The sequence below is a fragment of the Frankia sp. RB5 genome (genome assembly GCF_059816245.1).
This window is the reverse complement of the sequence record NZ_JCBATA010000004.1, coordinates 17,478-42,953: the sequence shown is the minus strand read 5'-3', so window position 1 is coordinate 42,953 and position 25,476 is coordinate 17,478. Positions and strand designations below refer to the sequence as shown.

General features: G+C 73.6%; 21 protein-coding genes. 5 read left to right on the top strand and 16 right to left on the bottom strand.

Annotation, left to right across the window (positions count from 1 at the left end; translation table 11 throughout):
- Positions 1-6: 6 nt before the first annotated feature.
- The 4 genes from AC6EXY_RS03035 to AC6EXY_RS03020 form a co-directional block, all read right to left on the bottom strand.
- On the bottom strand, positions 7-1,224 hold the full coding sequence (locus AC6EXY_RS03035; RefSeq protein WP_101830420.1) for an amidohydrolase: 1,218 nt from the start codon (positions 1,222-1,224) through the stop codon (positions 7-9).
- Between the two features lie 108 nt (positions 1,225-1,332).
- Positions 1,333-2,481, bottom strand: a complete 1,149-nt coding sequence (locus tag AC6EXY_RS03030; protein ID WP_101830419.1) for a glutamate--cysteine ligase — start codon at positions 2,479-2,481, stop codon at positions 1,333-1,335.
- Between the two features lie 141 nt (positions 2,482-2,622).
- A complete protein-coding gene (gene aspS / locus AC6EXY_RS03025) occupies positions 2,623-4,452 on the bottom strand; it encodes an aspartate--tRNA ligase (protein WP_101830418.1) in 1,830 nt (609 codons plus the stop codon).
- Between the two features lie 234 nt (positions 4,453-4,686).
- Complete coding sequence (locus tag AC6EXY_RS03020) at positions 4,687-5,076, bottom strand: hypothetical protein (protein WP_101830417.1); 390 nt, start codon at positions 5,074-5,076, stop codon at positions 4,687-4,689.
- A 90-nt stretch (positions 5,077-5,166) separates the two neighbouring features.
- On the opposite strand from AC6EXY_RS03020, the gene AC6EXY_RS03015 reads away from it, so the two are divergent.
- Positions 5,167-6,165: a purine-nucleoside phosphorylase gene (locus AC6EXY_RS03015; RefSeq protein WP_499816653.1), complete on the top strand. Its 999-nt coding sequence runs from the start codon at positions 5,167-5,169 to the stop codon at positions 6,163-6,165.
- Positions 6,166-6,189: 24 nt separating this feature from the next.
- Complete coding sequence (locus AC6EXY_RS03010; protein ID WP_499816652.1) at positions 6,190-8,166, top strand: phospho-sugar mutase; 1,977 nt, start codon at positions 6,190-6,192, stop codon at positions 8,164-8,166.
- A 15-nt stretch (positions 8,167-8,181) separates the two neighbouring features.
- Here the strand turns inward: AC6EXY_RS03010 and upp are convergent, their stop codons facing one another.
- Positions 8,182-8,820: a uracil phosphoribosyltransferase gene (gene upp / locus AC6EXY_RS03005; RefSeq protein ID WP_101830789.1), complete on the bottom strand. Its 639-nt coding sequence runs from the start codon at positions 8,818-8,820 to the stop codon at positions 8,182-8,184.
- A 252-nt stretch (positions 8,821-9,072) separates the two neighbouring features.
- On the opposite strand from upp, the gene deoC reads away from it, so the two are divergent.
- The gene (gene deoC / locus AC6EXY_RS03000) at positions 9,073-9,867 is read left to right on the top strand and encodes a deoxyribose-phosphate aldolase (protein WP_243407287.1); all 795 of its coding nucleotides are present in this window, start codon (positions 9,073-9,075) and stop codon (positions 9,865-9,867) included.
- Between the two features lie 113 nt (positions 9,868-9,980).
- Here deoC and AC6EXY_RS02995 read toward each other — a convergent pair whose 3' ends face one another.
- The 4 genes from AC6EXY_RS02995 to AC6EXY_RS02980 are packed head-to-tail and all read right to left on the bottom strand — an operon-like array spanning position 9,981 to position 13,565.
- Positions 9,981-10,610: a DNA-3-methyladenine glycosylase I gene (locus tag AC6EXY_RS02995; RefSeq protein WP_101830791.1), complete on the bottom strand. Its 630-nt coding sequence runs from the start codon at positions 10,608-10,610 to the stop codon at positions 9,981-9,983.
- Positions 10,607-11,710 carry an adenosine deaminase gene (locus tag AC6EXY_RS02990; protein WP_101830792.1) on the bottom strand — a complete coding sequence of 368 codons (1,104 nt, stop codon included), beginning with the start codon at positions 11,708-11,710 and terminating at the stop codon, positions 10,607-10,609. The genes AC6EXY_RS02995 and AC6EXY_RS02990 overlap by 4 nt, the downstream gene beginning before the upstream one ends.
- Positions 11,711-11,757: 47 nt before the next feature.
- Positions 11,758-13,065 (bottom strand): thymidine phosphorylase, encoded by a 1,308-nt coding sequence (locus AC6EXY_RS02985; protein ID WP_101830793.1) that lies wholly within the window; start codon positions 13,063-13,065, stop codon positions 11,758-11,760.
- Positions 13,062-13,565 (bottom strand): cytidine deaminase, encoded by a 504-nt coding sequence (locus tag AC6EXY_RS02980; protein WP_101830794.1) that lies wholly within the window; start codon positions 13,563-13,565, stop codon positions 13,062-13,064. The genes AC6EXY_RS02985 and AC6EXY_RS02980 overlap by 4 nt, the downstream gene beginning before the upstream one ends.
- Positions 13,566-13,716: 151 nt before the next feature.
- Here AC6EXY_RS02980 and AC6EXY_RS02975 point away from each other — a divergent pair, with 151 nt between their 5' ends.
- Together AC6EXY_RS02975 and AC6EXY_RS02970 are read left to right on the top strand one after the other, a co-directional pair.
- Entirely contained in the window at positions 13,717-16,815 is a 3,099-nt protein-coding gene (locus AC6EXY_RS02975; RefSeq protein WP_499842289.1) for a serine/threonine-protein kinase, read from the top strand.
- 93 nt (positions 16,816-16,908) lie between these two features.
- Positions 16,909-18,864, top strand: coding sequence for a serine/threonine-protein kinase (locus AC6EXY_RS02970; protein WP_499818890.1), 1,956 nt, complete (start codon positions 16,909-16,911; stop codon positions 18,862-18,864).
- Between the two features lie 236 nt (positions 18,865-19,100).
- On the opposite strand, the gene AC6EXY_RS02965 is transcribed toward AC6EXY_RS02970, so the two are convergent.
- The 7 genes from AC6EXY_RS02965 to AC6EXY_RS02935 all read right to left on the bottom strand — a co-directional run bounded on the left by AC6EXY_RS02965 (position 19,101) and on the right by AC6EXY_RS02935 (position 25,372).
- Complete coding sequence (locus AC6EXY_RS02965; RefSeq protein ID WP_207770203.1) at positions 19,101-19,463, bottom strand: hypothetical protein; 363 nt, start codon at positions 19,461-19,463, stop codon at positions 19,101-19,103.
- A gap of 315 nt (positions 19,464-19,778) precedes the next feature.
- Positions 19,779-22,250 carry a RecQ family ATP-dependent DNA helicase gene (locus AC6EXY_RS02960; protein WP_499842288.1) on the bottom strand — a complete coding sequence of 824 codons (2,472 nt, stop codon included), beginning with the start codon at positions 22,248-22,250 and terminating at the stop codon, positions 19,779-19,781.
- A 111-nt stretch (positions 22,251-22,361) separates the two neighbouring features.
- Entirely contained in the window at positions 22,362-22,637 is a 276-nt protein-coding gene (locus AC6EXY_RS02955) for an SCO4848 family membrane protein (RefSeq protein WP_499818888.1), read from the bottom strand.
- Positions 22,638-22,749: 112 nt separating this feature from the next.
- Positions 22,750-23,319 (bottom strand): hypothetical protein, encoded by a 570-nt coding sequence (locus AC6EXY_RS02950; protein ID WP_499818887.1) that lies wholly within the window; start codon positions 23,317-23,319, stop codon positions 22,750-22,752.
- On the bottom strand, positions 23,312-23,554 hold the full coding sequence (locus AC6EXY_RS02945; protein ID WP_101834170.1) for a type II toxin-antitoxin system HicA family toxin: 243 nt from the start codon (positions 23,552-23,554) through the stop codon (positions 23,312-23,314). The genes AC6EXY_RS02950 and AC6EXY_RS02945 overlap by 8 nt, the downstream gene beginning before the upstream one ends.
- Positions 23,555-23,737: 183 nt before the next feature.
- Entirely contained in the window at positions 23,738-23,809 is a 72-nt protein-coding gene (locus AC6EXY_RS02940) for a hypothetical protein (RefSeq protein WP_499818891.1), read from the bottom strand.
- Between the two features lie 984 nt (positions 23,810-24,793).
- Complete coding sequence (locus AC6EXY_RS02935) at positions 24,794-25,372, bottom strand: hypothetical protein (protein ID WP_101833561.1); 579 nt, start codon at positions 25,370-25,372, stop codon at positions 24,794-24,796.
- Between the last annotated feature and the right edge of the window lie 104 nt (positions 25,373-25,476).

Sequence of the window (25,476 nt, the reverse complement as noted above, 5' to 3'; positions counted from 1 at the left end):
GCCGGATCAGGCCGCGGCAGGAGGCCTGCGCAACAGCTCCACCGCGGCGCCCGCGAGCAGGCGGACGCCAACGCCGATGGCCCGTTCGTCCACGTCGAAGGCGCCCTGATGAAGGTCGTAGGTGGCACCACCGGGCACCCGCGTGCCCAGCCGGGCCAGTGCTCCCGGCACGTGGTTGAGGTACCAGCCGAAGTCCTCACCGCCCAGCGACTGGGCGACGGTCCTCGACGCGCCATGCCCCAACGACCGGTCGACAACGCTCTGGAAGACATCCACGACCTCGGCGCTGTTCACCACCGGCGGCACTCCGCGGCGATAGTCGACCACGATCTGCGCGCCGTACGGCGCGACTATCTGCTCGGCGAGGCCCGTTACCAGTGTCGGGACGGTCTCCCAGGTCTCCCGGGACAGGGTGCGCACGGTGCCGCGCAGCTGGCCGCTGCGCGGAATCGCGTTCGCGACCGTGCCGGCCTGGATCTGCCCCCACACCATCGACAGCGCCGAGCGCGGGTCGACCAGCCGGCCCAGCGCGGCGGGCAGGTCGGTGGCGAGCCGGGCCATCGCGTAGATCAGATCCACGGTGTTCTGCGGGCGGGAGGTGTGGCCGCCGGGCCCAGCGACCGTGATCTCCACCGCGTCGGCGGCCGACGTGATCGGCCCCGTGCGCAGCCCGATGGTCCCGGCGTCGAGCGCGGGATCACAGTGGACGGCGATCGCCGCCGACGCCGGCTTCAGCACGCCGGCGTCGATCACGTCCAGCGCGCCACCCGGCATCAGCTCCTCCGCCGGCTGGAACACCAGGCGGATCGTGCCCGGCAGCGGCGCCGTCCGGGCGTACTCCGCGAGCGCCAGACCTGTGCCCAACGTCACCACGGTGTGCACGTCATGCCCGCACGCATGCGCCACCCCGGGCACGGTGGACCGGTAGGGCACGTTCTTGCTGTCCGGCAGGGGCAGCGCGTCGAGGTCGGCGCGAACGATCACCACCGGCGCCGCGGGATCCGCATCCACGCCGACCCCGATGTCACACCACAGCCCAGGTACGTCCGGCAGCCGCTGCGGCGACAGCCCGGCCGCGCGCAGTCGCGCCTCCACCTGTCCGGCCGTGCGCCGCTCCTGGCGGCCGAGTTCCGGATGCGCGTGCAGGTCGCGGCGCAGGGCGACCAGCTCGGACTCATGAGCGGCCACCCACCCGGCGACCGCGGCGATCTCGTTGGCCTCCATCTGTCGGCCAGGCTCCTCCCTCGATCCCCATCCCGCGGCGCGACGCGCACAACCGGCCGTAAACGGCACGCGGGCTGTCGGATGCCGCCGCGACCCGCCGGCCGGGGGCTAGAAGCCCACGACCGGACGTCCGGCGTTCATCTCCTCCAGCAGGGTATCGACCACCCGCGCGAGATCTCCGTCAGCACGCCCCGCGGCGGCCCGCTGACGTGTGTAGCTCGCCCCGGCCTCGAGAATGACCAGCACGTCGGACAGCTCTCGCGCACACCCGAGCCGGTGGGCGACCGGGAGCAGGTCTTCCACCAGATCCACCAGGTCGTCCCGGACGGACCGCACCGCCCCGTGACCATCGATCATGATCTGGGCGTCGAGGCCGTAGCGGGCCGCCCGCCACTTGTTCTCCTGCACCAGCCACCGCTGCGGCCTAGGAAGGCTGTAGCCGCGGTCGATCTGGGTGTTCATCCGGTCGACGAGGCACTGCGCCAGCGCCGCGACCGCGCCGACCTCCATCAGGGTCGGCAGGCCGTCGCAGATCCGCAGCTCGACGGTGCCGAAGTTGGGATGCGGCCGGATGTCCCACCACACCTCGCGGATCGTCTCGATCGTCCCGGACGTCACGAGCGTGCCCATGAACGTCTCGAACCCCGCCCAGTCCTCCAGCGGGTAGGGCAGGCCCGCCGTGGGCAGGCTCGCGAACACCTGGGAGCGCGACGACGCGAGCCCCGTGTCGTCCCCCAGCCAGTAGGGCGACGACGCGGACAGCGCGAGGAAGTGCGGGATGTGCGCCATCAGCGCGTTCATGATCGGCATGGCCTTGTCGGGCGAGCGCACACCGACGTGCACGTGCACCCCGAAGATCAGCAGCCGCCGGGCGAGCCACTGCATCTGGCTGACCAGCCGGGAGTACCGGATGTCGTCGGTGATCCGCTGATGGGTGTAGTCGCTGAGCGGATGGGTGCCGCTGCACATCAGCGCGACCCCGCGGCGCTCCGCGAGGTCGCGCAGCAGCGAGACGGTGCCGGCCAGGTCGGCGGTGGCCTCCCCGACCGACCCGCACACCCCGGTGATGACCTCGATGGTCGACTCGAACAGCTCGTGCTTCGCCTTGGCCGCCTCCCGCTCGCCGACCTTGGCGCGCAGTTCCTCCAGGATCGCGGTGGCCTCTCCGCGCAGCTGCCGGGTCTGCTGGTCGACAAGCTGCAGTTCCCACTCGATACCGAGACTGGAGCTCGCCGACGACGAGAACGGGATCTGCACTCGGGCTCCTCGGCTCGGGGCGGCACCGACTGGGGACAGCCGTCATCGCTGCGCCGCACGCACGGACAGCGAGAAGTGATTACCCCGTTCGATCCGCTGCTACCCCGACACCTGCCGAGGAATCCGGCGGGCCCGGCCGGCCTAGCCGGCGGCGCCCGCGGCGGGCGGCGAGGCGATGACGCGAACCCCGAGCTCACGCAGCTGGCGGTCGGTCACCGGCGTGGGCGCCCCGGTCAGCGGATCCAGCCCGGACTGGGTCTTCGGGAAGGCGATCACCTCACGGATGTTCTCCTCCCCCACCAGAATGGCCACCAGCCGGTCGATGCCGACGGCGAAGCCACCATGCGGCGGCGCGCCGTACCCGAACGGGGTGAGGAAGAAGCCGAACCGGGCGTTCGCCTCCTCGGGGGTGATGCCGAGCAGGCCGAAGATCCGCTGCTGGAGCTCGCCCTCGTGGATCCGGATCGAGCCGGACCCGAGCTCCCAGCCGTTGAGCACCAGGTCGTAGGCCCGGCTGCGGACCTCCAGCGGTGCCGACTCCAGCTTGTCCAGGTCATCCGGATGCGGCCGGGTGAAGGGATGATGGCCGGGCTTCGGCCGCCCGGTCGCCGCGTCGATCCCGACGAACAGCGGGAAGTCGACCACCCACACGAACCGCAGCGGGCCCTGCCCAGCGGGCGGGCGACCGAGATCATTGCGCAGCTGCCCGAGTACCTCGCAGGTCGTCGACCACTCGTCGGCGACCAGCAGCAGGAGGTCACCCTCGGCGGCGTCGGTCGCCGCGACGATGCCGGCGACCTCGGCGTCGCTGAGGAACTTGCGTACCGGCGACTCCAGCTCACCACCGGCGGCGACCCGCATCCACACCAGGCCCTTCGCGCCCAGCGACTTGGCCCGCTCGGTCAGATCGTCGAGGCGGCGCCGGTTGTGCGACGCCGAGCCGCCAGGCACCCGGATGCCCTTGATCGCCGCCGCCCCGGCGAAGGCCTTGAAACCGCTGCCGGCGAACACCTCGGTGAGCTCGACGAGCTCCATCCCGAACCGCAGGTCCGGCTTGTCCGCGCCGAAGCGGTTCATCGCCTCGTGCCAGGTGATCCGCTCGATCGGCGGCACCGGGCCGTCCGTCACCGCCGCCGCGGCGGCGAGCACCGCGGCGGACACCACGTCGAGCACGTCGTCCTGGTCGACGAAGCTCATCTCCAGGTCAAGCTGGGTGAACTCGTACTGGCGGTCGGCGCGCAGATCCTCGTCGCGCAGGCAGCGGGCGAACTGGAAGTACCGGTCAGTGCCGCCCACCATGAGCAGCTGCTTGAACAGCTGCGGCGACTGCGGCAGCGCGTAGAAGCTGCCCGGGAACTGCCGGGACGGGACGATGAACTCCCGCGCGCCCTCCGGCGTCGACGGCATCAGCAGCGGCGTCTCCACCTCGACGAAGTCACGCGGCCCGAGCGCCGCGCGCATCGCGGCGAGCACCGCCGAGCGCGCCCGCAGGTTGCGCTGCATCCGCTCGCGGCGCAGGTCGAGGTAGCGGTAGGCGAGGCGGGTCGACTCGTCGACCGCGTCGGCCCGGTCGTCGAGGGGGAACGGCGGCGGGGTGGCGGTCGAGAGGATCTCGACCGCGCAGTCGCGCAGCTCGACCTCGCCGGTGGCCAGCGCCGGGTTCGCGGTGCCCTCCGGGCGGATGACCACCGTGCCCGTCACCCGCAGCACGTACTCCGAGCGGACGTCGACCGAACCGTCGACGACGACCTGCACGAGGCCGGAGTGATCCCGCAGATCGACGAACGTCAGCGACTGCCCGTGCTGGCGGCGGTGCGCGACCCAGCCGCACACCGAGACGGTCCGGTCGACGTGATCAGCCCGCAGGTCACCACACAGGTGCGTGCGCATGGCCGTGCGCTGCCCGCCGGCCGGGGCATCCCCCGGGACCGGAATCGGAAGCTCGCCGGTGGCCGGCTGGGTTGTAGTCATCGGTCCGTCGTTCCCATCACTGTCCGGTTCGGCCCGCCGAGCATGCTCCGTGCCCGGTCTGGTGGCGGCATGTGCCCGTCCGGTGGCGACATCGTCACGCTCACCGCGGGTCCCGCCCCGACCCTATCGGCCGCTGTGCCCCGACGGTCCGATCAGGCCACTCCAGGGCCCGCGGCCGCCCACCGCCAAGCGCCGAGACCCCGGCCGGCCCGGCTCAGCGACGCAGGGCCCGGCTCAGCGACGCAGGGCCCGGATGAATCGGCCCGCCTCGGTCCGCAGCCGGGCCGGGACGCGCAGGATCTGCCGTCCCCGCGGGGTGGCGAGCTCCATGGTGATCACGTCGCCGTGCTTGACCCCCCGTGACGCCGACACCTCCCGCCGGTCGAACACGACGTCGAACCAGTCGCCCTCCCGCGGGAACGGCGCCAGCACCAGCAGCCGCCGGTCGGTCAGCATGATCCACCGCGAGGCTCCCACCCGGTGCCCGACGAACGACTCGACCTTCGCGGTGAGCCGCCCCGGGCCGTCCGGGTCGGTGAGCCGGCCGCGCAGTACGACCTCGGTGAACTCCCCCGGCTCCAGGGGAACCTGCGGGAGCCGGCGGTGGGACGGCAACAGGGACACGCGCGCCAGTCTCCTCCACCGGCGCCGTACAGTCGCCGGGTGCGGCAGTGGGAGGTCGGCGCGACGGTGGGCGAGGCGAACGTGAACCATGTGACCGTGAACGAAACGGACGCCGACGACACGACCGCCGACGGCACGATCGGGTCGCCCACGATCGTGGACGGCGCCGTCGCCACCGATGCGATCATGGACGATGCGATCGTGGGCGGTGGTCTCACGGACGGTGCCCTCGCGGACGGTGTGAGCGTGCCCCGCCCGGAGCCGGCCGGCCCGGGCGCGAGCGACGGAAACGGGGAGTCGGACGCCGCCTCGTCGGCCGCCCGGCTCGCGGAGCTGACCGGCGCCACGCGGCACGACGTCGCGATCATGCTGGGATCGGGCTGGCGGCCGGCCGCCGACGTGCTGGCCGCTCACGCCGACGAGGTCACCGAGGTCAGCTTCGCGCAGCTCGGCGGATTCCCGATGGGGACGCAGGTGCCCGGTCACCGACCGGTCGCCCGTTCCGTGCGCGTCGGCGATCGCCGCCTGCTCATCTTCCTCGGCCGCGTGCACGCCTACGAGGGCCACCCGCTGTCCCAGGTCGTGCACGCGGTCCACCTCAGCCGCGCCGCCGGTGCGTCCGCCGTCGTCCTGACGAACGCGGCTGGTGGCCTGCGCGACGACCTGCGCATCGGCCAGCCGGTGCTCATCGCCGACCATCTCAACCTGACGGGACGGTCACCGCTGGTGGGGGCGGCTTTCACCGACCTGACCGACGCGTACTCCCCCCGGCTGCGCGCGCTCGCCCGGGCGGTCGACCCGACCCTCGTCGAGGGTGTCTACGCCGGCCTGCCCGGCCCGCACTTCGAGACGCCGGCGGAGATCAGGATGCTGCGGGTGCTCGGCGCCGACCTGGTGGGAATGTCGACCGTGCACGAGACGATCGCCGCCCGGGCGCTCGGCGTCGAGGTGCTCGGCCTGTCGCTGGTGACCAACCTGGCCGCCGGGATGACCGGCCAGCCGCTGGACCACCTGGAGGTGCTGGCCGCCGGCGCGGCCGCCGCCGAGCGGATGGGTGTCCTGCTCGCCGACGTCGTCACCCGGATCTGACCGACCCGGCCGCGCCTCGCGACGATGCCGCCTACCGCCGACCCCCGCCCCGGCCCGCCGGGCACACCGCCCCCCAGGACATCCGCGGAGCTGCCTGAGGTGCTGGCCACGCAGGTCAACGCGTGGCTCGCTGCCGACCCCGACCCCGCGGACCGGGCCGAGCTCGACCGGCTGCACGCCGCGGCGGCCACCGACCAGGGCGCGCTGGCCGACCTGGAGGACCGCTTCCGCGCCCCGCTGCGCTTCGGCACCGCCGGGCTGCGTGGTCCGCTGCGCGCCGGACCCGCGGGCATGAACACCGCCGTCGTCCGCCGCGCCGCCGCCGGGCTCGCCGCCTGGCTGCGGGCACGGGCGGACGAGCGGGCGGCGAACCGGGTGCCGCTCGTCGTCGTGGGGTACGACGCCCGGCACCGCAGCGAACCGTTCGCGGTGGACAGCGCGCGGGTCCTGGCCGGGGCCGGGCTGCGCGCACTGGTGCTGCCGAGGCCGCTGCCCACCCCGGTGCTGGCGTTCGCCGTTCGGCGGCTGAACGCCGACGCCGGAGTGATGGTGACCGCCAGTCACAACCCCGCCACCGACAATGGCTACAAGGTCTATCTCGGCGGCGAGGGCGCCGGCGGCGAGAGCACTGACGACGCGGATCCGGGCCGGGGCGTCCAGCTCGTGGCGCCGGCCGACGCCGACATCGAGCGACGGATCGCCGCCGTCGGCCCCGCCAGGGCCATCCCGCTCGCCGACTCCTGGCGGCGCACGGACGACCCGACCCTCGAAAACCCACGCGATGTAGGGCAGACCCCCAGCGGCCGGCGGCCGGACGATCTGCGGCTGCCCGGCGACGGCCCGGTCGTCGAGCAGTACGTGCGGGCCGCCGCGGCGACGGCACTCGACCTGCTCGCGCCGGAGGGGACGGCCTCGACGGCCGGCCCGGGCTCGACGAATAGCCCGGGCTCGACGGCCGACCCGGGCTCGACGAATAGCCCGGGCTCGACGGCCGACCCGGGCTCGACGGCCGTCGTCGTCTACACGCCGTTGCACGGGGTCGGTGGCCAGGTGCTCGCTGACGTCTTCGCCGCCGCCGGGCTGCCGCGTCCGGTGGTCGTCGAGGAGCAGGCCAGGCCGGATCCGGACTTTCCGACCGTGCGATGGCCGAATCCGGAGGAGCCCGGCGCGATGGATCGGGCGCTGGCGCTCGGCGAGCGTGTCGGCGCCGACGTGGTGCTGGCGACCGACCCGGACGCCGACCGCTGTGCCGTCGCGGTCGGCGGGCGGATGCTGACCGGCGACGAGGTCGGCCTGCTGCTCGCCGACCTGGTCCTGCGCCGCCGGCCCGGACCGGTGGCGACGACGCTGGTGAGCTCTCGTGGCCTGCGCGCGCTCGCCGCCTCCTACGGGGTGCCGTACCGAGAAACCCTCACCGGCTTCAAGTGGATCATGCGGGCGGATGCGCGGCTGGTCTTCGGGTACGAGGAGGCGCTCGGGTACGCCATCGCGCCCGACCTGGTCCGGGACAAGGACGGCATCACCGCCGCGCTCGCGATCGCCCTGCTCGCGGGGGATGCCCGCCGCCGCGGGCTGACGCTGCTCGATCTGCTCGACGAGCTGGCCGTCCGGATCGGCGTGCATCTCACCACGGCGCGCTCGGTGCGCGTCACCGACCCCGACGACCTCGACACGATCATGCGCCGCCTGCGCGCCGCGCCCCCGTCGCACCTCGCCGCCCGGCCGGTCACCGCCCACCGCGACCTGCTGCGCGGCGGCACCGCCGCCGACGACGCGGCCACCGTCCTGCCACCGGCCGATGTGCTCGAGCTGTCACTCGACCGGGACCGCGTGATCATCCGCCCCAGCGGCACGGAGCCCAAGCTGAAGATCTACGTCGAAGCGGTCGAGCCCGTCGCCGGTGCCACCCGCGCCGGCGTCCCCCCGGCCCGAACCCTCGCGCGCCGCCGTCTCACCGACCTCACCGCGGCCGTCGACGCCCTGCTCACCGGCCTCCCCTGACGGCGCCGGTCCCGCTCACATCAGGCCGAAGATGCGGTCGCCGGCGTCGCCCAGGCCGGGGACGATGTAGGCGGTGTCGTTGAGCCGTTCGTCGACGGCGGCCGCCACGACGGTCAGCTCCGCCGCCGCATCGGCCGGCAGGCCGGACTCGAGCGCGACGAGCCCCTCCGGCGCGGCCACGACCGCGACCACCGTGATGCCACGGGCGCCGCGGTCGAGCAGCAGGCGCAGGCAGTGCAGGGCGGACCCGCCGGTGGCGAGCATCGGGTCGAGCAGGAACACGGGGTGCCCAGCGAGATCGTCGGGCACGGACTCCAGGTAGGCGGTCGGCTGGTGGGTGGTCTCGTCGCGGGCGAGACCGATGAAGGCGGTGTGCGCGGTCGGGAGCAGGGCCAGCGCCGCGGGCAGCATGCCGAGGCCGGCGCGCAGGACTGGCGCGACGACGGGCTCGGCCGCCAGCCGGGTGCCGGCCGTCGTCGCGAGCGGCGTCGTCACGGTCACCGGCATCACCGGCAGCGCGCGGGTGGCCTCGTAGACCAGCATCGTCGCGAGGTCGTGCAGGGCGGGCCGGAAGCGGTCACGGGGCGTGCGCTCGTCCCGCAGGACAGTGAGCGCCATCGCCGCCAGGGGGTGGTCCACGACGTGCAGGTGCACAGACTGACTCCTCGGCACTGGAGCGGGTCGGGGTGAGCGACGCGCGGACGGGAGACCAACGGGAGGGCCGGCGAGGCTGGCCGGGTCGGCCAGCACGGTTTGGCAGGAGTGCGCGGTCTGGTAAGCGTGCGCGGGTTCGTAGGCGTGCGCGGGTTGGCAGGCGTGCACGGGTTGGCAGGTGTGCGCGGGTTGGCAGGTGTGCCCAGGTTGGCAGGCATGTGTGGGTCGGCAATGGTGCGCGGGTCGGCAATGATGCAAGGTATGACACGCGTGCCCGCCGGAGCCGACCGTCCCGCCGAGCAGCCCGGGTCCGCCTCACCTTCACCGTCGCCGCAGGAGCCGACGCCGGGGCGGCCCGTCCTGCGGCGTGCCGAGGTCGCCCGGATGATCGACCACACCCTGTTGGCGCCGGCGGCCACCGACGAGGAGGTGCTGGCGCTGTGCGCGCAGGCGACCCGACTCGGGGTCGGCGCCGTCTGCGTGGCGCCGACGCACGTCTACCTGGCGGCTGCGAGCATTCGGCGCGGTGACCGCGACGAGCGGACGCCCACCGCCGCCGTGGCCACGGTGGTCGGGTTCCCGCATGGCAACCATCTGACCGTCATCAAGGCGGAGGAGGCGCGCCGCGCGGTCGCGGACGGCGCCACCGAGGTCGACATGGTCATCGACATCGCGAACGCGATGGACGAGAACTGGCAGGCGATCGAGACCGAGATCATCGAGGTCCGGCTGTCCGTGCCGCCGCACGTGATCCTCAAGGTCATCCTGGAGACGGCGCTGCTGCCCGACGAGAGCATCATCGCCGCCTGCCGGGCGGCCGAGGCCGGCGGCGCCGAGTTCGTCAAGACGTCGACCGGTTTCCATCCGGCGGGTGGCGCCAGCGTGCGGGCTGTGCGCGCGATGGCACGGGCGGTGGGAGGCCGCCTCGGGATCAAGGCATCGGGCGGGATCCGCACCGCCGACCAGGCGACCGCGATGATCGACGCCGGGGCGACCCGCCTCGGCCTGTCGGCCTCCGAGGACGTCCTGGCCGGATTTCCCGTCTGACAGACCCACGCTGCCTCCACCACCGGGCCGCGCCATCGAATCGCGCCACCGAGCGTGATGAAAAGATGACACAGAGCAGGGAGAACCGCCCGCCATCCTGCCCCGTTCTCCCCTCAGGCGGCGGCTCCGGCGGGCACCCAGCAGTCCGCCAGGTGGTCGTCGACCAGGCCACAGGCCTGCATGAGCGCGTAGGCGGTGGTCGGGCCGATGAAGACGAACCCGGTGGCGCGCAGCGACTTCGCCAGCGCCACTGACGCCGGCGTCATCGCCGCGACGTCGGACAGCCGGACCGGACGCGGGGCGGCGGGCGGCTGATGGGCCCAGATCAGCTCGGGTAGCGGGCGGTCGAGCGCGAGCACGGCCCGGGCGTTGGCGATGGTTGCCTCGATCTTGCGGCGGTTGCGGACGATCCCGGCGTCCGCAAGTAGCCGCTCGACGTCGGCCGGACCGAACGCGGCGACCGCGGCGGGATCGAAGTCGGCGAAGGCGGCGCGAAACGCCGGCCGCTTGCGCAGAATCGTCAGCCAGGACAGGCCGGACTGGAACGCCTCCAGCGTGAGCCGCTCGAACAGGCCCACCGTGTCCCGCACCGGGCGGCCCCACTCGCCGTCGTGGTACTCGATGTACTCCGGCGCGGACAGGCCCCACGGGCAGCGCGCCCGCCCGTCCGCCCCGAGCACCGCGCCGCCCGCGTCGGCGGCAGGTGCCGCGGGCCGCTCGTCCGCCGGCAGGGTCGTGCTCATCTCGCGAAGTCCTCCTGGACGTAGGGCGCGTAGCCCGGCTTGATGACGTCGTTGATCAGGATGAGCCGTTCGTCGAACGGCAGGAACGCCGACTTCATCGCGTTGAGCGTCAGCCAGCGGATGTCCGACCAGCCGTAGCCGTGCACGTCGACGAGGGTGGCGAACTCGCTGGACAGCGACACGCCGCTCATCAGCCGGTTGTCCGTGTTCACCGTCACGCGGAAGTGCAGCCGGCGCAGCAGGCCGATGGGGTGCCGCTCAATGCTCGGTGCGGCACCGGTGTGCACGTTCGACGTCGGGCACATCTCCAGCGGCACCCGCACGTCACGCACGTAGTTCGCCAGGTTGCCGAGAGTGGCCTTGCCGTCCGGGTCGACGGTGATGTCGTCGACAATGCGCACGCCGTGGCCGAGCCGGTCCGCGTTGCACCACTGGACCGCCTCCCAGATCGACGGCAGCCCGAACGCCTCGCCGGCATGGATCGTGAAGTGGCCGTTGGCCCGCTGGATGTACTGGAAGGCGTCCAGATGGCGGGTCGGCGGGTTGCCGGCCTCGGCGCCGGCGATATCGAAGCCGACGACACCCGCGTCGCGCCAGCGCACCGCGACCTCGGCGATCTCCAGCGACCGGGCCTGGTGGCGCATGGCCGTGAGCAGCGCGCGGATCCGCAGCGGCGTGCCGGCGGCGCCGGCGCGGAACCCGTCGAGCACCGCCTCGACCACGGCGTCCAGGGACAGGCCGCGCCCGACGTGCAGTTCGGGGGCGAAGCGCACCTCCGCGTAGACCACGCCGTCAGCCGCGAGGTCCTCGGCGCACTCGCGGGCGACCCGCGCGATCGCCTCCGGGGTCTGCATGACGGCCACGGTGTGGCTGAACGTCTCGAGGTAGCGCACCAGCGACCCGCTGTGCGCGCCGCCACGGAACCAGGTGCTCAGGGCGTGCACGTCGGTGGTCGGCAGGTCCCGGTAGCCGACCTCGTCGGCGAGCTCCACCACGGTGGCCGGCCGCAGGCCACCGTCGAGGTGGTCGTGCAGCAGGACCTTCGGCACCCGACTGATCTCGTCGACCGTGATCGGGCCGGGCGCGGTGTCGTTGGTCATCTCTCCTCCGTCTCACCCCAGACGGTAGGACACGGGTCCGACAGAACTCAGCGGACGCGGCCGAGGACGAGGGGGGTGGCGGCCGGTGGCGCCGGGCCGACGGCGATCGCGCCGGTGAGGGCCACGCGGGCCCGGTCGAAGGTGGCCGGATCGTCGGTGTGCAGCTCCAGCAGCGGGCGGCCCGCCTCGACCGGATCGCCGACGCCCGCGAGCCAGCGCACCCCCGCCGCGGCCGACACCGCATCCTCCTTGCGGGCCCGCCCGGCGCCCAGCCGCCAGGCCGCGACCCCCACTGCGCGAGCATCCAGCCTGGTCAGATACCCCGACGCCGGCGCTGGCACGGTCTCGACCGTCGAGGCGCGGGGCAGCGCCGCATCGGGATCGCCGCCCTGGGCCGCCACCATCGCCCGCCACACGGGGTACGCCTCCCCGCGCGCCAGTACCTCCGCCGGATCAGGTGTCGGGCCGCCCGCGCCGGTACCGCTGTCCGCCCCCGCCAGGTCGAGCATGAGCCGGGCGAGGGCGACCGTGACCTCCACGACGTCGGCCGGGCCGCCGCCGCGCAGCACGTCCACCGCCTCGGCCACCTCCAGGGCGTTGCCGGCGGTCCGCCCGAGCGGGCTGTCCATCGCGGTGAGCAGCGCCTCGGTGCGCACGCCGGCCGCCGCGCCCAGCCCGACCATCGTCCGTGCCAGCTCCCGGGCCTCACCCGCCGAGGTCATGAACGCGCCACTGCCGACCTTGACGTCGAGCACGAGCGCCGACGTCCCCTCGGCGATCTTCTTGCTCATGATGGACGAGGCGATCAGCGGGATCGACTCGACCGTCCCGGTGACGTCGCGCAGTGCGTACAGCCGGCGGTCGGCGGGGGCGAGACCGGCCCCGGCGGCGCAGATCACCGCGCCGATCTCGCCGAGCTGGCGGCGCATCCGCCCCAGTGGCAGGTCGGCCCGCCAACCGGGGATCGACTCCATCTTGTCCAGGGTCCCGCCCGTGTGCCCGAGGCCGCGCCCGGACAGCTGCGGGACGGCGACCCCGCAGGCCGCGACGAGCGGCACCAGCGCCAGCGAGACCTTGTCCCCGACGCCGCCGGTGGAGTGCTTGTCGACGGTCGGACGGCCGACGCCGGCCAGGTCCAGCCGCTCGCCACTGTCGATCATGGCGCCGGTCCAGCGGGCCAGCTCGGCCGGCGACATGCCGCGCCACACCACGGCCATCAGGTACGCCGACATCTGTTCGTCGGCGACGGCGCCGCGGGTGTAGGCGTCCACCAGCCAGTCGATGGCCTCACCGGACAGCGAGCGACCGTCCCGCTTGGCTCGGATCAGATCGACGGCGTCGAAGGCGGCGCTCATCCCCGCCCCCCGGCCGACGACGCGGGCGTGCCGGGCGTGCCGGGCGTGCCGGGTGACGGTGGGTCCGGCAGGTCGGCGGGCCCGAACGCGCCGGGCAGCAGCTCGGCCAGCGGGCGCACCCCGTCCGCGGTGGCGACCAGCAGATCCGGACCGCCGTGCTCGTGGAGAAGCTGGCGGCAGCGGCCGCAGGGCGCGAGCGGGCGCCCGTCCGCGTCGACGCAGACGAAGGCGACCAGCCGCCCGCCGCCACGGGCGTGCAGCGCCGAGACCAGCCCGCACTCGGCGCACAGCGCGAGACCGTAGGAGGCGTTCTCCACGTTGCAGCCGACGACGATCCACGGCTCGTCGCCGGTGGTCCGCCCGTCCGCGTCCGGCAGGTCGACGACCAGTGCGGCGGCGCCGACCCGCAGGCCGGAGTAGGGCGCGTACGCGCCGCGGGCGACGCGGGCGGCGGCTTCGCGCAGCCGCGCCCAGTCACGGTCGTCGACCGTCCATCTCATGTCTGCGGCTCCCTGTCGCTCGTGCCCGCCCGCATCGTCGGCCGCCTTCGTCCGGGGCAGGTCAGGCCCCTGTCCGCGCCGGTCCGCGTGGTCTGGTCGGGTGCTGTCGCCAGCATGCCCGACCGTCCTGAACCCGCCACGATGTGATCCCATGGACGCGAGGCTCACCGTCGACGAGGAAGGGGGAGAAGCATTGGCAGGCGAGTCCCCGGGCAACCCGGGCCTCCCGAGCTCTGCCGGGGCGGCCCTGGTCGGCGGGCGCTACCGGCTCGACGGCATTCTCGGGCGCGGCGGATTCGGGGTGGTGCACCGGGCCACCGACGAGCTGCTGCACCGGGTGGTCGCCGTCAAGGAGGTCCGGCTGCCGATCAGCGAGAGCGGTCTGGAGCGTGACCGTGCCCGGGAGCGGGTGCTGCGGGAGGCACGCGCGGCCGGGCGGCTGCACCATCCGGGCGCGGTGACCGTCCTCGACGTCATCGACGACGGCGATCTGCCCTGGATCGTGATGGAGTTCGTCGAGGGCCGGTCGCTGGCGCGGATCATCGCCGACGAGGGCCCCCGTCCGATCGACGAGACATGCCGGATTGGCATCAGTCTCGCGTACGCGCTGGAGGCCGCGCACCGGCTCGGCGTCGTGCACCGGGATGTCAAACCGAGCAACGTGCTGGTCACACCCGATGGGCGGGCCCGACTCACCGACTTCGGCATCGCGGTGAGCCACGGCGATCCCCGCCTGACAAGCACCGGTATGGTGCTCGGCTCGCCCGCCTACCTGCCGCCCGAGCGAGCCCGGGGGGACACCGGCAGCGCCGCGGGCGACCGCTGGGGGCTTGGGGCGGCCCTGTTCACCACCGTCGAGGGCACCCCGCCCTACGCCGGCGCCAACGCGATCGCGGTGCTGGCGGCCCTCATGCGGGGGCAGCGCCAGCCCTTCCGGCTCGCCGGCCCGCTGGCCCCCCTCATCGACGATCTGATGGCACCGCGGGCGGCCGAGCGCCCCTCCCTGTCGACGGTGCGCCGGCGGCTGCGCGAGATCCTCGCCCACGCGGGCGGCCCGCGCGCGTCCCGGGGCGCCGGGGGCGCGTCCCGCCCGAAACGGCACGACCTCGCCGCGACCACCCCGCACGAAAACATGACGTCGAACACATCTCCGCAACCGCCTCTCGCCACTGCCACCACAGCGACCCGAGACGATCCGACGGTCGATTCTCCCGCGATCGCCGACGCGCGCGAAGCCGATTCACCGGCACCCACTCCGGCCGGATCGTCCGGCGCGATGACGAACGGTGACGATTCATCACACCCGCCACCCGCGACAGCGCCGGCCGCGGTAACGGAACCAGTACTGAATATCACCACACCGGAATCCCTCGAAAATCACACTGGACACTCCGGAGAGCCGGCGCCGGCTTCATCCGGGAAATCAGAAGACCACCAAACGGACCACGAACACCTGAATGCGGCGCAACATCCGACCGGCGCCTCCACCGGAGAAACACCATCCGACGATCACGCCGCGTCCCTCCAAAACGGCGGGCAACCAGCTGACAACCCGCCGGGCGCGTCCACCCACACCACACCGGGTATCCCGGGCGCCGGCCCGGCGGCGGGCGTGATCGCCCCAGCCACGTCCGCGTCCGGGCAGGTCGAGGCAGCGGTCGCGGGAGTGGCCGCGACGGTCGCCACCGACGCGACGGCGGTGCTGCACGCAGCCACCGACGGTCCCCCCGCGGGCCCCGCCCCGGCCGCGACCGGCCCGGATGACCCCGCGCCCGCCTCCACGGGCGATCCCGGCGACCAGGTGGCCGCGACGGCCACCGACGACGCGCCCACCGTGACGATGGTCGGCGCGGAGGGAGCGGGGAAGGCCGCGGGAATCGTCGGCGCGGAAACGGCTGTCGGCGCAGGGATGACCACCAGCACGAACACGACCATCAGCGCTCAGACGGACATGGACGTCGCGGGTCAGGATGCGGCCACGGCCGTCGCGCCGCTGCCCGCCCCGCCGACCCAGGCCGCCCCGCCGACCCAGGCCGCGCCGCCGCCCGGGCGGGGGCGGCCGCGGCCGCGGCTGACCAGCCCGCTGGACCGGCTGCGCGCCACGGACCGGACGCGCGCGCTGGGCGGGATTCCCGCACGGGCCCGGCTGATCGGCCGCGCGGCCGCCGCCGTCCACCTGCCCGGTCACGCGCACCCGGCCGAACCGGCCCCCGCGCCCGACCTCGCCCGGCCCGCGGACCTCTCCCCACCCGCGGATCCCGCCCAGCGCGCCGACCTGACCCGGCCCGCCGACACCGCGGCGCCGCCCGCACAGACCCCGGCGACCGGACCGACGGCGCCGTCGGTGCCCGTCTCCGACTCGACGTTGCCGGTGCCGGCTCAGCCTGACGCCACGGCGGCGATGTCCCCGCGGCGGTCGGCGGCGAGTACCAGGACGTGGAGCGGGCGGGCGCCGGAGTCCGGCGGCCTGGACGGGAAGGCGCCGGCGGGGAGGCCGGCGGGTCCGGGTGGCCCGCGGCGGGCGCGGACCGTCGCCGTGGCGGCGGTGGCCGTCCTCGTCACCGCCGCGCTCGTCGTCGTGCTGGTCCTGCTGACCACCGCGGGTTCCGACGCCGAATCCGGTCCCGGGCCGGCCACCGCCGGCCCCGCCGGCGAGGTGGCGGACGCCGGTGGAGCGGACCGTCCACCCGGATCGCGCCCGACGGCGGCGACGGGGGGGCGGTCCGCCGCCGTGCGGGCGGCTGATCGCGAGGCCGGGCCCGTCGATCCGGTCGCCCACGGGACCCCGCCGGCCGCCGCGCCGGCCGGCTGGACGTCCTACACCGATCCCGACGCCGGCTGGTCGGTGGCGTACCCGTCCGGCTGGCACCGCCAGCAGGGCCCGGGCGGGGCCGGCAACGTCGATTTCGTGGACCCGGCTACCCGGTCCTTCCTGCGGGTGGGTAGCGTCAGGCAGGCAAACACCTCCGCAATCGGAGACTGGCAACGCAACGAGGCCGGATTCGTTCGGAGCGTGCAGGACTATCGGCGCGTACGGCTCGCTCCCAGCGACGGTGGGGATGGCACCGGCCAGGCCGACTGGGAGTTCACCTACCGCAGGTCGGACGGGATCATGGTTCATGTGCTCAACCGGGGCGCGATTCGCAACGGTCACGGATATGCCCTCTACTGGCATACCCGCGACGACCTCTGGTTGCAGGATCAACCATTGATGCGCCAAGTCTTCGGAACCTTCCGGCCTGGTCCGTGATGTCATCATTCGCCGGACTTCCGACTCTCGTCGCGACGGGAAGCACGCAGGCCGTCAGGCACGCGGATCCGTCCGTCTGTCAGACTTGACACGATGGCCAAATCGGCAAGCGTGCCCCCGGACACCGACCGGCATGGCACGCCTCGTTACGTAGCTCAGCGCTACCGTCTCGACACGCCCATCGGGCGGGGTGGAGCGGGTGTCGTCTGGCGTGGTGAGGACGAGCTCCTCCAGCGGCCGGTGGCCATCAAGGAGATCCTCGTCCCGATGGCCGGCGCGCAGAACGAGCGCGACGCCATCCGGGCCCGTGTCCTGCGCGAGGCGCGCGCGCTGGCCCGGCTGCACAGCCCCGCCATCGTCTCCGTGTACGACGTGGTCGAGGAGCACCAGCGGCACTGGATCGTCATGGAGCTCGTCGACGCGGACAGCCTCGGCGACGTGATCCGCAACCATGGCCCGCTGCCGTTCGACCAGGTCGCGGCCATCGGCCTGGCGCTGACCGACGCGCTCGCCGCCGCCCACTCCGCCGGCGTGCTGCACCGCGACGTCAAGCCGGGCAACGTCCTGCTCGGCCGGGACGGCCGGGTCCGCCTCACCGACTTCGGCATCGCCGCCACCGAGGGCGATGTCACCCTCACCGGGACCGGCGCGCTCGTCGGCTCCCCCGCCTACATCGCCCCCGAGCGGGTCCGCGGCTCGTCCGGCAGCCCGGCCAGCGACCTGTGGGGCCTCGGCGCGACGCTGTACTCCGCCGTCGAGGGCCAGCCACCGTTCGAGGGCCCGGAGACCTACGCGGTGCTCACCGCCGTCGTCGAGGGTCGGCGCCGCGCCTTCCGGCTGGCGGGTCCCCTGCGCAACCTCCTGAGCGATCTGATGGACCGCCCGGCGGAGGAGCGCCCCGACGTCACGGAGATCCGCCGCCGGCTCATCCCCGTCGCCCGCAACGCCAACCCGGTTCCCGCCTCGGTGATGCACGCCCGGTCCCGCGGCGAGGACGACGAGGGCCCGAGCGCGGCCGACGTCGGCCTGGAGAACCTCGACGACGCGGCGGACCGGCCCGCCCAGGCGGCGCCCGGCGGCGGTCCGGCCACCGGCGGCGCGCCCGGGCCGGCCTCCGCGATGCCGCGGACCGGGCCGGACGGCCGCTCCCGCGGCACCGGGCCGCGGGCCGACACCCCGCCGCTGCCCGCGCCGGTCCTGGGATCCGCCGCACCCGGCGAGGCTGAGATCACGGCCGACCCGGTGGTCTCGTCCGCGGCCGCGGACGAGACCGCCATCTCACCCGCGACCGGCGGCGGCCGCGCGTCCGCCCAGGCGGCCCCGCCACGGCGGACCGGTCCCCAGGCAGGCGATCACCACGACGCGCACACCCAGGTCGGGATGTCCGGCCAGGCCACCGGTGCGGTCCGGGGCGGCGCGGACGACGAGACCCGCATCGGCACCCTCCCCATGGTCGGGGCCGCCGATCTCGGCCTGCTCGACGACGATCACGCGGCCGGTCTGGTCCCGCTCGACGAGGCTCGGCGGCGCGCCGATTCCCCGCCCCCCGGCGGGCCCGGCGACGGCTGGCGGCAGGGCGACGACGCGGCCCGGCGGCGCCGGATGACGATCGCCATCGCGGCGGGCGCGGTCGTCGCCCTCGCCGGCGCGATCATCGCCCTGGCGACGCTGTCCGGCGGCGGCTCGTCCGGCGGCCACAACGACGTCGGCGCCCAGGAGACGACCGCCCCACCCACCGCGGCGCAGACCGTCCCCTCGGCCACGCTGCCGGCGTACACCGCTCCGGTCTTCGTCACCCCGGACGCGCCGCGGCACACCCCCCGCCGGCCGCGAAACACTCCGACGCAGACCGTCGAGCCGACGCAGACAGAGGCGCCGCCCTCGGCGACGGCCACCGTGGAGCCCACGCCCAGCGCGACGCCCTCGGCCACGTCCACCTCGCCCAGAGGCCCGTCGCCGAGCTCCGCGCCGACGTCAGCGACGGGCAAGCCGTCCTCGCCCTCCGCGGGCGCGCCCACTCCCCCGCCGACACCGCCCACGGCGCCATAACGATCATCGCAGCGGTGACCCGGATCGTCCGATAGTGAATGTCCGGCCGGCGCGCGGCCGGCCGGCCAGCGAGCTGTCGATCCCGCGGGCCCGCACGGAACCGTGTTTTCACGTCGTTTCCGTCGCCAGAACCCGGCGGGCGTCACCACCGCGGGCATGATGCGGCGCCGCGGGCGTCCCAGGGTCAGGGTGTGTTTTCGGAGAAACGCGCGTGCCCATCCGGGCGCGGGGCTGGATCAGACCGCGCGGCGGGGCATCAGATCCTGCGCCCGCAGCACCCGCAGCAGGTCGTCGGGCTGGATCAGCAGCCTCCCGGTCGGCGGCCGGGTCGGCTCGGACTCGTCGTACTCGATCGTGACGGGCAGGCGGTAGAAGTCGCCGAGGTGGCCGGCGAGCTCCATGAGCCGCCGCTCCGTCTCCTTGCCGCGCCGCCAGGTGCGCTCGTCCGCGTCGGAGTCCTGCGCGCCCTCCCGCTCCAGGCGATGCGTGCGGCACAGCCCGTCCGGGTCCTTCTCGATCGCCCGCTTCCCGCACCGGTGGGCGACGTACCCCCGCCCACCTCCCCTCACCATGGCGGTGCAGCGCTCAAAGTCCCACATGATCGATCAGCGCCCGCTTTCGTCTCGTCCGACCTGCCACCGCGGACCGGTCTCGAAACGCCCGCCCGCCAAGGCTAGGACGGCTACGGAGCATGTCCATGCCCTGGGCGCGGAATTCACACCGATGTCACAGAAAGGCGCGCTTACCGGTTGCGCGGGCACGTAACGCATCAACCTCATCATGAAAGAATAATCAGTAAAATACGTTGTGGCGTTACCGCAAAGGCGCCACCAAAGCCGCGGGTTCGCTGCCGCTGCTCGGTGACCGCGATCACTCCTGACGGTGGCGGCCGGACCGGCTCCGGCTCCTCACTGTCAGACGGCGTCGGTGGCGAGGGCGAACGGGAGCACCGCCGGCGCGCCCGCCTGCCGCACCAGGCGGGCGGCCACCGTCATCGTCCAGCCGGTGACGATCCGGTCGTCGACGAGCAGGACCGGGCCGTCGACCTCCGCCAGCGCGGCCGCGAGGCCCGGCGGGACGGCGAAGGCGGCCCAGAGCCCGGCGAGGCGGTGCGCGCTGTTGTGGACCTCCCCGGCGGACGGACCGCCGGCGACCCGGTCGAGCTGGCCGAGCAGCGGCAGCCGTCCGATCGCGGCGATCCGCTCGGCGAGGCTCCCGACCAGGCGGGGACGCCCCCGGGAGGCGACGGCCACCACCGCCACCGGCCGCCGCGACCAGCCCCAGCCGGCGAGCGTGCCGACGACCGCCTCCACCAGATCGGGTGCCAGGGGCTCGTCCGCGGCACCCGCGGCGAAGATCGGCCGCAGCCGGTTGCCCCATCCGATGTCGCCGAGCCGCGCGAGCACCCGCCCCGGCTCGGCGCCCGCCCCGGCCGGGATCCGCCCCGACGCGGCCACGCCGAGCCGGCTCATGCCCGTCGGCCACATCCGGCGCGGCTCGACGACGACGCCCGGGCGCATCAGCTCCGCGCGGGCCCGCCCGGCCGCCTCGGCCGAGACCGTGGACGCCCACACCCGGCCGGTGCAGCGGTCGCACCGGCCGCAGGGCGCGGCGGTCGGGTCGTCGAGCTGGCGGCGCAGGAACTCCATCCGGCAGCCCTGGGTGGCGAGGTAGTCGAGCATCGCCTGCTGCTCACTCGCCCGGGCGGCGGCGACCCGTCGGTAGCGCTCCTCGTCGTAGAACCAGGGCTGCCCGGTCGCCGTCCAGCCGCCGCGGACCCGCATGACGGCCCCGTCGGTGTCGAGAACCTTGAGCATCTGGTCGAGGCGGCCCGGCCCCAGGTCGACGGAGGTCAGCAGCGCCTGGGTGGACAGCGGGCCGCGGGCGTCGGCGAGCGTGGCGAGCACGGTCCGCACGACGCGCTCGGGCGGGAAGGAGGTGTCGGCGAAGTAGCGCCAGATGTCGCGATCCTCCGTGGCCGGCAGCAGGATCACCTCGGCGGTGTCGACGGCCCGCCCGGCCCGGCCGATCTGCTGGTAGTAGGCCACCGGCGACGCCGGCGCGCCCAGGTGGACGACGAACCCCAGGTCCGGCTTGTCGAAGCCCATCCCGAGCGCGCTGGTCGCGACGAGGGCTTTCACCCGGTCGGCGAGCAGGTCCTCCTCCGCGGCGATCCGCTCGGCCGCCTCGGTGCCACCGTGGTAGCAGGTGACCGCGTGCCCCTCCGCGCGCAGGAAGGCCGTCAGTTCCTCGGCGGCGGCCTTGGTCAGCGTGTAGACGATCCCGGAGCCGGGCAGTTCCCGCAGCCGCTCGGCGATCCAGCCGAACCGCTCCTCGGCCCGCGCCAGCGCGACGACGGCGAGGCGCAGGCTCTCCCGGTCCAGCGTCCCCCGCAACACCAGCGTCCCTGCCCCGTCGGCGGCTCCGTCCGGACCTTCGGTGCGGCCCGTCCCGACGGTGCCGCCCAGACCGACGGTGCCGCCCACACCGACGGTGCCGCCCACACCGACGGTGCCGCCCAGCCCGACGGTGCCGCCCAGCCCGACGGTGCCGCCCATGTCCACGGCGCTGTCCGGGCCTGCGGCGCCGCTGGGGCCGCCCGCCGGCGGCGGGCCCGGGACGCCGGGGGCGCCGCCGAGCTGCTCACTGACGTCGGCGACGACGCGTTCGTTGGCCGTGGCGGTGGTGGCCAGGACGGGGACGCCGGGACGCAGGCCGGCGATGAGGGTGCGAAGACGGCGGTAGTCGGGCCGGAAGTCGTGCCCCCAGTCGGAGATGCAGTGGGCCTCGTCGACGACGAGCAGGCCGGTGGTGGCCGCGAGCTCGGGCAGGTAGTCGTCCCGGAAGGTCGGGTTGTTCAGCCGTTCGGGGCCGATGAGCAGCACGTCGAGCTCGCCGGCCCGCAGCGCCGCGTACACCTCGTCCCACTCGGTGACGTTGCCGGAATGGATCTCGCCCGCGCGGATGCCGAGCCGACCCGCGGCCGCCGCCTGGTTGCGGATGAGGGCCAGCAACGGCGAGACGATCACCGTCGGCCCCGGCCGGCCCAGCGCCACGCCGCCGGCCGTCGACCGCTCTCCCACGCCGCCAGCTCGCGGCCCGTCCCCGCCCTCGTCCCGCGACCCCGCATCACCGCCGGCCCGCGGCCGGGCATCGCCGCCCTCCCCGTCAGCGGCGGCGGTGCCCCGCAGCAGCGCGGTGGCGAGGAAGTACACCGCGGACTTCCCCCAGCCGGTGCGCTGCACGAGCAGCACCCGGCGCCGGTCGGTGACGAGCGCCTCGATCGCCCGCCACTGGTCGTCACGCAACACGGCCGCGGGCCCGGCGAGCTCCCGCAGCAGCCCCTCCGCCCGCTCCCGCAGGTCCTCCGACCCCCGTGCCGCCACCGGCGCTCGTACCGCCGCCGTCACGCCCGGGACCGCCGTCCCCTCCACCACCATGGAACGACGTTCTACCCGACGCGTCCGACAGAACGGCGACCAGCGAAGGCGAGGAGGTCAGCGGCCCGAGCTGATCAACTGGTCCGGTGCGGTCGTCTCGGCGGCGGGGTGCGGACGGGCCGCCCGCGCCCCGCGCACGCCGATCCAGCCGACCACGGTGCCGACGACCAGGGAGACGACCGTCAGGACCAGGTGGACCGCGAAGAAACCGGTCGGCCCGTTGTCCCAGGAACGATCGTCCTTCCAGATGTTGCGCAGGAAATTCGGCCAGATCGCCCACGACCACACACCCACCGCGACCAGGAACCAGGACGCACGCTTCGACAGAGTCACCGGACCAGCTTCGCACCCGAGCGGGAGGACCTAACCGATCAAAGACGTTTGTTCCGCGTGAAGTCGAGCACGGCGAGCGCAGCCAGGTCCCGATGTCGGATCGCCGAGACTCCTATGCGCTGAGCTTCAGCCCAGGCCCGGTGAATGTCGTCATGATCTCGCCGAATGTCGTGTCTGGCGGGTAGCCCGCGCCGGCTGTCCCAGCACCAGTCCGGCGCCCGCCACCGAGCTGCAGAGTCCACAGCATCGACTCGGCCACCGGCAGAGCAACCACGACCGGATCGGAAATCTCCTCAGTCTGAGCCGTTAGCCAGGAGATCGAGTCGCTCGGCAGCGCGCAGACGTAGACGACCTCCCCTGCGGAGTTCGCCGGCGCCGCCCGCAACTGCTCGGCCTGGTCCTCAACGCCGAGCGCAGCCCCCAGCCGCTCCGCGACCAGTTGCCGCTCCCATAGGAAGTCGTCCTGAGCGATCCGAACAACGACCCCACGCAGCTCCTGCTCGAGATGCACGAGGATCTCGAAGTCAAAGTCTCCGTAGAAGTACCAGGCAAGCGCCTCGGGGAGGGCCCCACGCAGCTCCGCCGCGGTCGGCTCCGCAACCGCGAGCCCAGGGCACTGCGGCGACCACGCCGACCAGGACTCGCCATCCCGCCGCACGATCACTGTGATCGCCCTAGTCACCGTGGATCACCTCCAGTGCCTCCTCCACGGTCAGGCCCACCTGCTTCACCAGTATCTGACGAACCAGACCCGGACCAACAGTCACACGATCGTGGAACGCCAACCGGAGCCGCGGGCGCCCGTCCGCCTCCAGCCACCGGTGCGACGAGCCGTCCTGCCTGGTCACCCGGTACCCCAGCCGCCCGAGCACGCGCAGGAGCTGCCGAGCCTTCAGCGACGGGAACTCTCCAGTCACGACGACACGAAGGTCGAGTCTCGCCGACCGTAGCTTCCGTCACCAGCAGTTCGAGGGAACGCTTTCACCGGTACCTCCGCACCATGATCAGGGATGCGGCCCCAGCGTAGGCGTCCATAGGGGGACGAATGCCGCCAGGACACGAGGAGACACGGCTCCGTACCTAGGTCATAAGTAAATGTTCTACAAGTTCGGCCAGATCGCCCACGACCACACACCCACCGCGACCAGGAACCAGGACGCACGCTTCGACAGAGTGACCCCACCAGCCTGGCACCGGCCGCGAGCTGTGGTCTTCGTGTGGGGACGCGAGTTCGGACACGTTGATCACCATAAGGTGAACGCACAGACAAAACCCCGGGGGCTTGCCGCCTTGAGCGGTAGAGGCCATCCGGGGTGTCCACTGCACAGTGTAGAAGACCGGTAGCCCGATGTCGAACGCTCTGACTCCGCCGCACGTTCTCGCGGTCCAGATCCGGCGCAGGCTGAGCGCCGAGCGCCTCGATCCGTACGAACGGGCCTGCAACCACGATCTTGAGCAGGCAGTGGCCCTGTACGAGTGGAACAGCAGCATCAGCGCCGCGTTCCACGAGGTCCTCGGGCTCTTCGAGATCGTCCTGCGCAACGCGCTGCACGACCAGCTCACCCTCTGGCATCAGCGCCAGCGAAGGCCAGGCCAGTGGTTCGACGACCCGGCCGGCATCCTCGAAGCCCACCGACGGCGGGACGTCGCCGACGCCTACGCCAGGCTGCGTCGCGACGGGAAAGTCATCACGCCCGGTCGAATGATCGCCGAGCTGACGTTCGGCTTCTGGCGCTACCTCCTGACCAGGCGCTACGAGACGACCCTGTGGACTCCCGCACTCCGCCGCGCGTTTCCGAACCTCCGCCCGGCGCAACGAACCCGGATCTACAGCCCCGTCGACAGCCTCGTGGACGTGACCTCGTTCGACTCCGCAACCGCGTCGCGCACCACGAACCGATTCACAGTCGGCCGCTCGCGACCCTCCATCGCGATCTACTGCGTGTCACCGGACATCTCGACGCCAGCGTCGAGGAGTGGATCAGCAGCCGGAGCCGCGTGCCCGCTCTCCTGTTGGCACGGCCACCGCAACCGCCCGCAGTACACAGCTCACAAGGCCACCTGCCAGGTGACCCCCCTTCAGACGCCGACCGCGCTCGGAAGCCGTGACGCACATGTGGACGGCGTTCTCCTCCGGCTCGCGCCTGAGCCTGCCCTCATCGGTGGAGGTGCTCGCGGGGGCCGGCGTAGGTGCGCAGGATCTCCCCGAGGGTGGTCGACGGCGGGTAGGCCGACAGCGAGACGGTCGCCTCGTCGCCGTCGGCGGCGTCATCACCCACACCGAAGCGGACGGCCCACAGCATCGACTCCGCGACCGGAAGCAGGGCGATGACGGCGTCGTCCTCCTCCATCTGCTCGGCGAGCCAGGAGACCCGGTCGGACTGCAGGGCGCAGACCAGAGTGACGCCGCCACCGCCACCGAGCGTCGCGGAGGACAGCCGCGCCCGCTGGCCGGCCGAGCCGAGCGCCTCACCCAGCCGCTCGGCGACCAGCTCCCGCTCGTAGACGTGCTCATCCTGGGCGATGCGGACGACGACGCCATGCGCCTCGCGCTCGCAGTGCACCCGGGGCTCGATCCGCGCGTCCTCCCCGAAGTACCAGCCGAGCACCTCGGGCAGCACCGCCCGCAGGTCCGCGGTGGCCGGCTGCACCATGGCGAGGCCGGGGTACTGGGGCGACCAGGCCGACCACGAGGGACCGTCCTGCCGCACGATGAGTGAGACCGGCCTACCCACGATGGATCATCTCCGGCGACTCCTCCGCCCTCCCGCCGCTGTGATCAGTATCCGTGTTGGCGGGGCCGCCCGGGGGCTGTTTGAGCCAAAGGTCGCGCCGATTA